This is a genomic window from Lysobacter sp. (assembly GCA_013141175.1).
Taxonomy (GTDB): domain Bacteria; phylum Pseudomonadota; class Gammaproteobacteria; order Xanthomonadales; family Xanthomonadaceae; genus Lysobacter_I.
Genome location: JABFRN010000001.1, coordinates 746031 through 755627, shown reverse-complemented (window position 1 = coordinate 755627; position 9597 = coordinate 746031). Strand labels below are relative to the sequence as shown.

The following is a 9597-nucleotide window of genomic DNA, read 5'->3' as shown; positions in this document are numbered from 1 at the left end:
TACTATGACCACAATGGCAATTGGAAGTGATCCGGGCATGAGGCGATATGATTCGAAAGACGTGATCCGAGCTGTCTTCTGGTCGGTTTTTTTCGTCAGTGCGGTGAACGCCATCTTGTTTGCATATTCAGTTGCTTCGCCGCTGGTGGCCAACGACAGCTGGTATGTGCTCGAGACCTTCGTTGAAAGGTATTACGCCTATCAACTCGATATCACGGATTTCTTCGCGAAGCGCTCGGTCAGCGATCATGCGCAGCCTGTGCAGAAACTTTTCTTTTTGTGGAATCTGCGTTTGTTCGGCTTGGATTTCACGGTTGAGGCCCTGGTCGGGGTTGCCTTCGCGCTATGCGCGACTCTGGCGGCTTTTGCGTATGCGCCGAGGGTGGCAATGCTTGGCGACAAACCCCGAATCGGGCCTGCGTTGGGTTACTTGTGCTGTGTCATTGCATTGCCGGCGACCATTCTCTCTATTGGGGTATCGCAGGTATTCAGCTGGTCGCTTGTCACGCTGGGGTACATGCTTGTGCCGCTGGCCTTGCTTTTCTTTCATGTGGGTGCCGGGGTTCTGGTCGGGAAGAGGCCGGGCTGGATTCTTTCTCTTGTCGCATTCATCTCAGCGGTCGTCCTCGACAATCTGGCATTGGTTTTTCTCAGCGGTTTCATCTTTGTATGCGCGTTGGCGGCATTGCTTTCCCGCGATTGGAAGCGTTGTGCATTCCCGGCGCTGTATGCGGCAATGGGATGTGCGTCCTACGATCTGCTGCTGCAGCCGATACTGACCCCCGAGATCATGGCGGGTGGAAACGAGCGCAGTGGGTTGGAATTCGTCCTGGGCAGCTTGAACGAGACATGGAAGCTCGTCTGGTATCCGGCCAGGTTGATGACTGTTTCATCGGAGCAGGTTCAGCTGCCCGGATCCATGCTTGAAATGGCGGCGCCAGTCCTTGCTGGCTTGCTGATCGTTGCGCACATTTTGTTTTGGCTCAGAACGTTTCCTGCATTGGCTGGCAAAAAACAGCCACACGCCATTGCCGCAGCCGGGATGGTGGTGTCTTTTTATGGCGTGATCATGGCGTTGATGGTGTTGCGCATCCAGATCGACGGCTTTGAATACCTGATGCAACCCAGGTATTACGTGAGCTATCTCTTGGGATTGCTGCCGATACTTTTGTCGGGTGCCTGGTTGTTCGTAACCAACGAAGCCGGCGATAGCACCTTCATGAAAAAATTGAACTGGGTCTATGGCGCTTCAGCCGCATTGCTGGCGATTGGACTTTGCATGGTGCAGCCGTTGATGGCGCTCAATTCGTGGGAGCGCTACAAGTACATTTCGGAATACACCCGGAATACTGCTCTGCAGATTGGTCGGCTGAGTGACGATCCACAATCGAAGTCCGCCTGCGCCGACATCATCACGATCTGCGATATTGACCCCGTGCGCAAAAAACGCATCGTATCCATTCTGGAGCGACATCAGCTCAACGTATTCAACCCTTCATTCCAGATGCGTCATCGGTTGTATCCGCGTGAGCGTGATGATGGGACGGCTCATTAAGCATATTCAGTAGTGGTGGGCCGCCAGAAAGCCGGCAGCTTGTTTTGGTGGCATCGTCACAGCATATCCAGCACGTCGATTGCCGCAGCTTGGATATTGTCCAGGTGTTCTTCGACGCCAATCCAAAGGGGCATACGGACAAGGCGGTCGCTGATGTCATCCGTCACAGCAAGTTCACCGGATACCTTGCCATATCGGGCGCCAGCCGGGGCGGTATGCAGCGGGATGTAATGGAATACGGTCTGGATGCCGCGCTCCTTCATCTTCAGTATGAATTGCATGCGCGACTGAAGTGAAGGTAGCAGCAAGTAGTACATATGCGCGTTGTGGGCACAGTGCGATGGAACCACAGGGCGTCGTACGAGGCCCTTGGCCTCGACTGCCGAAAAGGCGTCGTGATAACGATCCCATATCGCGAGCCGACGGTTCGTGATGTCCTCGGCCTCGTCCATCTGCGCCGCCAGAAACGCTGCCGTGATTTCGCCGGGCAGATAAGACGAACCGATATCGACCCAAGTGTATTTATCGACTTGCCCACGGAAAAACCTACTGCGATTCGTGCCTTTTTCACGGATTATCTCCGCGCGCTCCGCCGAAATTTCGTCTCTGCACAAGAGCGCCCCGCCCTCGCCAGAGATGATGTTCTTGGTTTCGTGAAAGCTGAAGGCGCCCAAATCGCCGATCGTGCCCAGTGGCCGGCCACGATAATTCGACATGATGCCTTGTGCTGCATCCTCTATGACCTTCAAACCGTGGCGGGCGGCAATTTCAAGGATGGCATCCATTTCACAGGCAACGCCTGCATAGTGAACCACGCAGATTGCTCTGGTCTTCGCTGTGATGGCGCCCTCGATCAAACGCTCGTCCATATTCAGCGTGTCGGCTCGTACGTCGATGAAAACCGGCACGGCGCCGCGCAGTGCGAATGCGTTTGCTGTTGAAACGAAGGTGAATGACGGCATGATGATTTCGTCGCCGACTTCCAGGTCCAATAACAGCGCAGCCATTTCCAGTGCTGCAGTGCAGCTGTGGGTGAGCAGTGCGCGCGATGCGCCGGTCTGTTTTTCCATCCAGGCATGACAGCGTTTTGTGAATGGGCCATCACCGGACAGATGGCCATTCGCATGCGCTTCTTGAATATGAACAAGCTCCCGTCCGGTCATGTATGGTCGATTGAAGGGAATCATGCAGTTAACCTTGAGTGATGAAGACAATGCCAAGTACGATCATCACGAGTCCGACACTTTTCAATGGAGTTATCGATTCGCCGAACAGTGGTACTGCCGCGAGGGATACGACCAGGAATGTGAGGGCCATGAACGGATAAGCCTGGCTCAAATCGAGACTTTTAAGCGCGAGCATCCAGCACAACGATGCAGCGAATGCAGCGACTAGCGCCGATATCACTCCCGGTCTCGACAGCAATTGCAGTACTTGCGGCCATTCGCGCATCCATGGGAATAGCGGCTCCACTTGGCGCCCAACTTCCCACTTGAGCATGAGTTGGCCATAAGCGGTCAATATGATGGTGGCGGCAACCATCGCCCAAGGGAAAAAGCGGATCATTTTTTCGCTCGACTGGAGAGGTTTAGCGTTTCACGACCACATCCGCGCGAGCGACAATGCAGACCGAATTTTCCGCATCACGCACGGTGGTGATCACTTTGAATGGGCGTGTGGAATGGTCTGCGCGCACTTCACGCATGTTCATCGTATAGGTCCTGTCTGCAATTACTGGGCGCAGATAAGCGACATCCATATGCAGAATGACTGTGCCATGGCCGGGCGTTTCCATCCCCAGCACGCGCGACATTTCACCGAGTGTCATCACCCCGTGCGCGATAGGCGCTGGCAGGCCTGAAGCAGCTGCTGCCAAAGCATCCAAATGCAGCGGGTTCATGTCTCCCGTTGCTTCGGCGAACCGGCGGATTTCCTCTGCTGTGAATCGTAGTTCCTTGTGTTTTATCATCTCGCCGCACGACATGAGTGCGCTGATATGGTATGTGTTCCAAGCTTCGAAAAGATGGAATCCCTCGCGCGCCCATACTTTTTGCACGGCGAAATTGTCCACCTGGGTTGATACGATCATGGTCTTCGCCCCTTCAGCCTTGGCAACTGCTTGCGTATGGCGGATCAGGTCGCCATACAGTCCGCCACCTGCTTCTTCAGGCCGCACACCGTAGAGAATGCCTTCTGCAGTGTCCATGTCGATGCGGTGGCATGCAGCGAACGCAGCGATTCGGCCGCCGCGTCGCGCTACCCATAATGTTCGACCGCTTCCTTGCAGATGACCAAGTGCCCACTCCAAGTAGCCGGCAAGTATGCTTCCGGGCGGGAATAGTGGGTTGGCGTGGTAATGACTGACATAGTTCTCGAACGTGGAAAGAATCAGTGATTCGAGCTCTCCCATGTCCGAATGGGATGCGATGGAGAAATCCAGGTCGATATTCCGCAGCGCCGTCGGTTCGTGCCGCGTCAGATCACACTTGTAGTAGACGAGTGTGTCTGCATGCAACACAGGCAATGCCCAGTTGCGCAGTTCATTGATGCCGCTTGATTGCCCGGCCGGTAAACGGACTATGGCTACGTCGATGCCAGACGACAGCACTTCTGTTGCGAGTGCTTTTGGTGTCATGGCATCGAGTCGGGCGCGCGCTATATCGATGCCGAATCTGCGGCTATCGAGATCAGAGTGCACGAGCGAAGGTGACGGTATGGCTGCGCTCATCCGGTATTGTCCACGACGATATAGTAAGGGCGCCCCTTGGCCTCCCTGAACAATTGTGCCAAGTAGAGACCGATGATGCCGAGGCAGAAGATCGACATGCCGCCCACGAGCCAGATCGAAGCGATGATGCTTGTAAAGCCAGCCACTTGGATATCTCCATAGAGATACCGGAAGACGCTGAAGCCCGACATGGCAAAAGCGATGATGGAGAAGACAAGGCCCGTACGCACGACCAGTCGAAGGGGTTTGTCCGAATAGGACAAGATGATGCTGACCGCCAGTCTGAACAACTTGCTGAAAGTGTAAGAACTTTTCCCTTCAGCTCTGCTTGTGTGTTCCACCGGCACGAGCGCGGTCGGGAATCCTGCCCATCGAACCATCAATGGAAAGCAGCGATCGCGTTCGGGCATCGCGTTGATGGTGTCGATGACCTTGCGGCTGTACGCGCCGAAATTGGCAGTGGAGTGCTGCTGCGACACGCCAGTCATCCACGACAGAATACGGAAAAACGCCCATGACCCGAGTCGTTTGAGAATGCTGTCCTGTCGTTCGATGCGTTGCCCCAATGCGACATGTACATCGCTGTTGAGTGCGGTCACCAGCTTCGGAATCTCCTCAGGGACATCTTGCAGATCGCAATCCATGACCACTACGACGTCGCCTGTGGCACGCTCGATCCCGGCGGAGATCGCATAATGCTGCCCGAAATTCCTCGCCAGCTTCATGCCTTTGAGCCAAGGGCGGCTGGCCGCCAGTTCGAGGATCCTCGGCCAGGCCGGGTCGGGCCCGCCATCGTCCACAAGGATTACCTCAATCGAAGAGCATATGCCGCGCACAGAGTCGAATACACGATCTACAAGGTCTTCCAAACAGATTTTGCAGCCGTATACAGGCGAAACTACGGACAGAGTTGGAAGCGCGGAGATGGTCATGTTGTCTGGAGCGCAGTCCACAAAGAAATAAGGTGTTCAATCGTCGATCTTGGCGAAAAAATGCAGACCATATTTTTGGCAAATGATGCGCGCATTATACGCAACGCATTTTCCATAACGCTTTCGCATTAACGGATTGGCCAGCTGGATCGTGGTGCCCTTTCCGTGGCAGGGTAGTGAACTCTGCCGCATGCATATCAAGAGAAGATGGCCCGGGAAATCCCCGGGCCATTCAAGCCACTGTTCACCACTTGCGGCGCTTATTGCTTAATCCGCTTGGGCATGGATGAATCAGTTCGATCCGCGCAAACCGATCATGCGCCAGTTTGAATCCGCAACGGTCAGGAGAGACCCTGAGGTAGCCAGTATCGTGCCGCCCTGCATCAGATGCATGTGGTTTTGACCGGTGCTGCTGTTCCGCCACAACACGTCGGCGAAACCGTCCCCGTTGTAGTCGCCGCTGTTGACGATCTGCCAAGCCTGGTTGGGCTCGTTATAGACGGGGAAGAATGATTTGATCAGCAGTCCGTTCATTGTCCACAGGTGATTGGCGCCTGTGCTGCTGTTTCGCCAGTATAGATCCGCACGGCCATCGGCATCAAAGTCGCGAATAGCCACGACTTGCCATGCTTGGTCTGCGACATCCGTCGTATAGCCCGAACTGGCTAGTGCGCTCGTGCCATTCATGAACTGAAGGAAGTTGCGCCCTGTGGTGTCGTTCCGCCAGAAAAGGTCCGCTTTGCCGTCACCGTTGAAATCACCGGCGCCACGCACTTTCCAGGCTTGGTTGGGTTCGTTGTAAACGGTCGCTACCGTTGTTGGTGACGTCCCCGTCCCCATCAGCCAGAGATCGTTCTGTCCGGTGCTGGTATTGCGCCAATACACATCGCATTTGCCGTCGCCATCGAAGTCGGCAAGAGCGACGATCTGCCATGCCGCATTCGATACTGTTGGAGCATAGCCAGAGGACGAAAGTATCGTGCTGCCCTGCATGTGTTGAATATAGATTTGACCAGTTGAGGTATTGCGCCAGAGGATGTCCGAGCGGCTGTCGCCGTTGAAATCACCCGAACCCACGATGGTCCAACTCAGGTTTGCTTCTCTGTAGACGGCGGTGCTGCTCGACAGGGCGGTTCCATTCATCTTCCACAGGTCGTTGTTGCCAGTCGAGATGTTCCGCCAGTAGATGTCGGACAACCCATCGCCATCGAAATCGTTGGCGACTGAGGTTCCGAACGGCACGACCGCATTTCGGAACTGCACCACCAATGGCATCGACAGATTCAGGCTGCGCGCATTGTCCGCGGTAGCCGTGCCTGTCGGGCGAGCCGTGTCGGCATAATTGACGCTCGGGTTGCCGAAATAGTTGATCGAGAATTGACTGCTGTTGGGCAAACGGTAGGCCATCACGGTGTAAAAGCCGGTGGTCGTCGTTTCGCGGTAGCCGTAGGAATAGCTGTGAGTGCCGGTATCCGGAGGCGTGCCGGCATCTTCGATGTTGTGCTGCTGGCCCATGTTGTGGCCGAGCTCGTGGGCAAGGGTCTCTTCGCGGCAGAAGTACGTGCGGCCATCGGTTTCATCGATGTCGGTGCCGTCGCTGACGACCGAGTAGCCGAACGGCGCGTCGGTGTTGTCGATGGTGAAACCGCTGCCCCCGAGCAGCCACGCGATGCCGCAGCCCTGATGCTGCGGTGCCTGGAATGGGCGGACCAGCGAAACGAGATCGCCGCCGTAGGTGTCGCGTGCCGTACGCAGCGGTACAAGTTCAGCCGGAACCGTCTGGGCAGTACATCCTGTGGTGGTACAGGTGAAACCGGTGACGGCTTCCAGCGCAGTGTCGTTGCTGTTGGTGTCGGTGTAGCTGACCTGCACGGTACGTACCAGGCGAATGCGCGGGGTCACCAGGCTGTTCAGATAGCCCTGATTGGTGATGGCCACGAGATTGGCCAAGCGGGTGTTTGCATTCGCGGCGCTGCCGTACTTGGTAACCATGCCGTTGGTGAAGCCGAGCACGACGTCGACGGTGCTGGCGGGGCTGGCGGCTTCATCGCCAGCTGCGGTCATGGCGGCAGTGCTGCGCTTCTTGGCGCTGGCGGCAGCCACCACGCTATGCGGGATCAGCACGTCGGATTCATCGGAGTCGCGACGGAGGTTGCCGTCGAGCATTTTGCTCGGGTCGCTTTCGACCAGCCAGGAACGGCCCGCCGACATCGTCAGGCGCAGTGCTTCGGTATCGCGCTGTGCGATGCGGCCGAACACGGCGCTCTCGCCGAAGGTGATGACCGCGTCCAGGCCGTCCGCAGTCTTGCCAACCCAGGACCAGTTGCCATCGAGACCTTCCTCATGCCGGAGATAGTCGATATGCACCGTGCCGCCCGAGGGCATCGGCAGCTCGATCGATTTGCCGGGCGCAGCCGCGTTCATTGCATGCGCTTCGCTGAGCTGTACCGCATGGTAGATCTGCGCGCCGCGATGACGTGGCTGCTGACTGCGGTCGTAGGCCAGTAGAGTGCCGTGATCGGGCATGGCTGCGAACGAGATCTTGCGACCCGTTGGGAGGCGGGGCGTTTGCGCCAGGGAAGTGATGTTCTTCGAATTCGCGCTGGCCTGCGCGGTATTCTGCGCAACCTCCGATTCGGACGAACAACCGCCGACGATGAGCGCTACGGTGAGAGTGAGGGCAAGCTTGCGCATAGGAGGAGGGTCTCGGCATCGTGCCCCGACTTCGGAGCGTGAGGGGCTAGCATACGCCCAAGCGCAGGGCCGCCGCATCCTGCAGACATATCCCCAGCATTCGGCTGTGAGAGAGAGCGCGCACCCGAACTGGACCGGGGTCACACTCTCGCCAATTCAGTGGATGGCCGCTGATTCTAGCCCGGCTTTCCCCATGAATTCCAGTGCGTTGCCGGCGGTGGAGGCGGGCGGTTGTCTCCCCCTTGGATGCCCGAAGCGCCGACCGGCGTGGATCGTCCAGTCTCTTTGGGTTCAGGAGGCATCAGGCTGCGGGTCGCGAGACCCCTTCGCCACGGATGGCCTCTCCCTCTGGGCTTTCGCGTACCAATAGCTGCGGGCAAATACTATCGGCCCGCGTAGACTTCCGGAGATTGAAGATGTCAACACGATTCCATAATTCCGCCTGCATGCTGTCGCTTGCGCTCGCTGCATTCGCTGCGACTGCGTCCGCACAGCCTCCCGGCACCGTGGGTGCGCAACAGGGCCGCGCCACGATTTCCACAGGCAAGGCATCGCCCCAAGAGCGCGGTATTCTGACCCGTCAATTCGTGACCAAATGGGGCGCTTACGTACAACGGGTCTACGATGTGCCCGTAGGCGTCTGGTCGAAACGCATGGTGCCGAATTTCGTCTCCGCCGATGCAGGCAATTTCCGCAACGCGCTCAAGCGCGACACGTTCGAAGGAGCGATGGCCGAACTGGCCGGTATAGGACATCGACTGAGCGACAGCCAGGCGATTGATCGGCTGGCCAAGATCGCACCCGGCGCAAGCGCTTCCAGGGCCGATATCGTTGTGGCCAAGTTTGGCGATCTGAACCAGGATCTGGTCTATACCCCGGTACAACCCTGCCGGATCGTCGATACCCGTATTACCGCCGCTGGTACGATTCCGGCAGGCGGGACCCGGAGCTTCGTCGCCATCAATGTCAGCAGCTTCACCGCTCAAGGCGGTAGTGCTACGAATTGCGGCACGCTGGGCTTGAGCGCGACTGCGGTGGCTTTGAACTTCACCGCGGTACCGATTGGCGCAGCTGGTCACGCGACGGTGTACCCGTTCGGTACGGCACGTCCCAACACCGCGAGCGTCAACTATCCGGCGACCCAGCCGATCAACAACGCGATCATCGCGCAGATCCCGAATCCGCTGTCGTCGTTCGATTTCACCGTTTACTCGACCGTGGCCACGCACTACGTCGCAGACATCGTCGGCTATTTCGCGCCGCCGCTGGCCACCGCACTGCAATGCGTGGAAACCGCCAACACGGACCTCTCCATTCCTGCGGGCGGCACTGGAAATGCGGTCGCACCGGCCTGTGCAACCGGTTATACCCAGACCTCGACCAACTGCGAGTCGTCGACCTGGCAGATGCCGTTCGTGTTTTTCCAGAGCGGTACTTGTTCAGCCCAGAACAATTCCAGCGGGAGCGCCACTCTCCGTTCTTCGAGGACCTGCTGCCGCGTGCCGGGCCGCTGATAGCTTCGACACTATCGCCTGTGAGAGAGCCGGGGCGTCCCGGCTCTCTCCATGTGCGGAGCATCTCTGAGCGTAAGCCCGCCTGTTGAGGCATATTCCGAGGATATGACATGGCAAGAGAAGTTCGTTTCGTTTGCGGCGGATTGGCGCTTGCAAGCCTCCTTTTGGCCGCTG

The 9597-nt window shown here is 57.4% G+C and carries 7 protein-coding genes; 2 read left to right on the top strand and 5 right to left on the bottom strand.

What is annotated here, in order from left to right:
- Nucleotides 1-61: 61 nt before the first annotated feature.
- Nucleotides 62-1555, top strand: a complete 1494-nt coding sequence (locus HOP03_03515; protein ID NOT87233.1) for a hypothetical protein — start codon at nt 62-64, stop codon at nt 1553-1555.
- Between the two features lie 56 nt (nt 1556-1611).
- Here HOP03_03515 and rffA read toward each other — a convergent pair whose 3' ends face one another.
- The 5 genes from rffA to HOP03_03490 form a co-directional block, all read right to left on the bottom strand.
- Nucleotides 1612-2742: a dTDP-4-amino-4,6-dideoxygalactose transaminase gene (gene rffA, locus HOP03_03510; GenBank protein NOT87232.1), complete on the bottom strand. Its 1131-nt coding sequence runs from the start codon at nt 2740-2742 to the stop codon at nt 1612-1614.
- 4 nt (nt 2743-2746) lie between these two features.
- The gene (locus HOP03_03505) at nt 2747-3121 is read right to left on the bottom strand and encodes an EamA family transporter (GenBank protein ID NOT87231.1); all 375 of its coding nucleotides are present in this window, start codon (nt 3119-3121) and stop codon (nt 2747-2749) included.
- A 22-nt stretch (nt 3122-3143) separates the two neighbouring features.
- Nucleotides 3144-4283: a GNAT family N-acetyltransferase gene (locus HOP03_03500; protein ID NOT87230.1), complete on the bottom strand. Its 1140-nt coding sequence runs from the start codon at nt 4281-4283 to the stop codon at nt 3144-3146.
- Entirely contained in the window at nt 4280-5215 is a 936-nt protein-coding gene (locus HOP03_03495) for a glycosyltransferase family 2 protein (protein NOT87229.1), read from the bottom strand. Before HOP03_03495 ends, HOP03_03500 begins: the two co-directional genes overlap by 4 nt.
- A 291-nt stretch (nt 5216-5506) precedes the next feature.
- Entirely contained in the window at nt 5507-7909 is a 2403-nt protein-coding gene (locus HOP03_03490) for a hypothetical protein (protein ID NOT87228.1), read from the bottom strand.
- Nucleotides 7910-8415: 506 nt separating this feature from the next.
- On the opposite strand from HOP03_03490, the gene HOP03_03485 reads away from it, so the two are divergent.
- Nucleotides 8416-9423, top strand: a complete 1008-nt coding sequence (locus tag HOP03_03485) for a hypothetical protein (protein NOT87227.1) — start codon at nt 8416-8418, stop codon at nt 9421-9423.
- Nucleotides 9424-9597: the final 174 nt, after the last annotated feature.

Excerpts from the sequence above, each read along its gene's own strand:
- rffA (NOT87232.1), bottom strand. The coding sequence starts at position 2,742 with ATGATTCCCTTCAATCGACCATACATGACCGGACGGGAGCTTGTTCAT.
- HOP03_03505 (NOT87231.1), bottom strand. The coding sequence starts at position 3,121 with ATGATCCGCTTTTTCCCTTGGGCGATGGTTGCCGCCACCATCATATTG.
- HOP03_03500 (NOT87230.1), bottom strand. The coding sequence starts at position 4,283 with ATGAGCGCAGCCATACCGTCACCTTCGCTCGTGCACTCTGATCTCGAT.
- HOP03_03495 (NOT87229.1), bottom strand. The coding sequence starts at position 5,215 with ATGACCATCTCCGCGCTTCCAACTCTGTCCGTAGTTTCGCCTGTATAC.
- HOP03_03490 (NOT87228.1), bottom strand. The coding sequence starts at position 7,909 with ATGCGCAAGCTTGCCCTCACTCTCACCGTAGCGCTCATCGTCGGCGGT.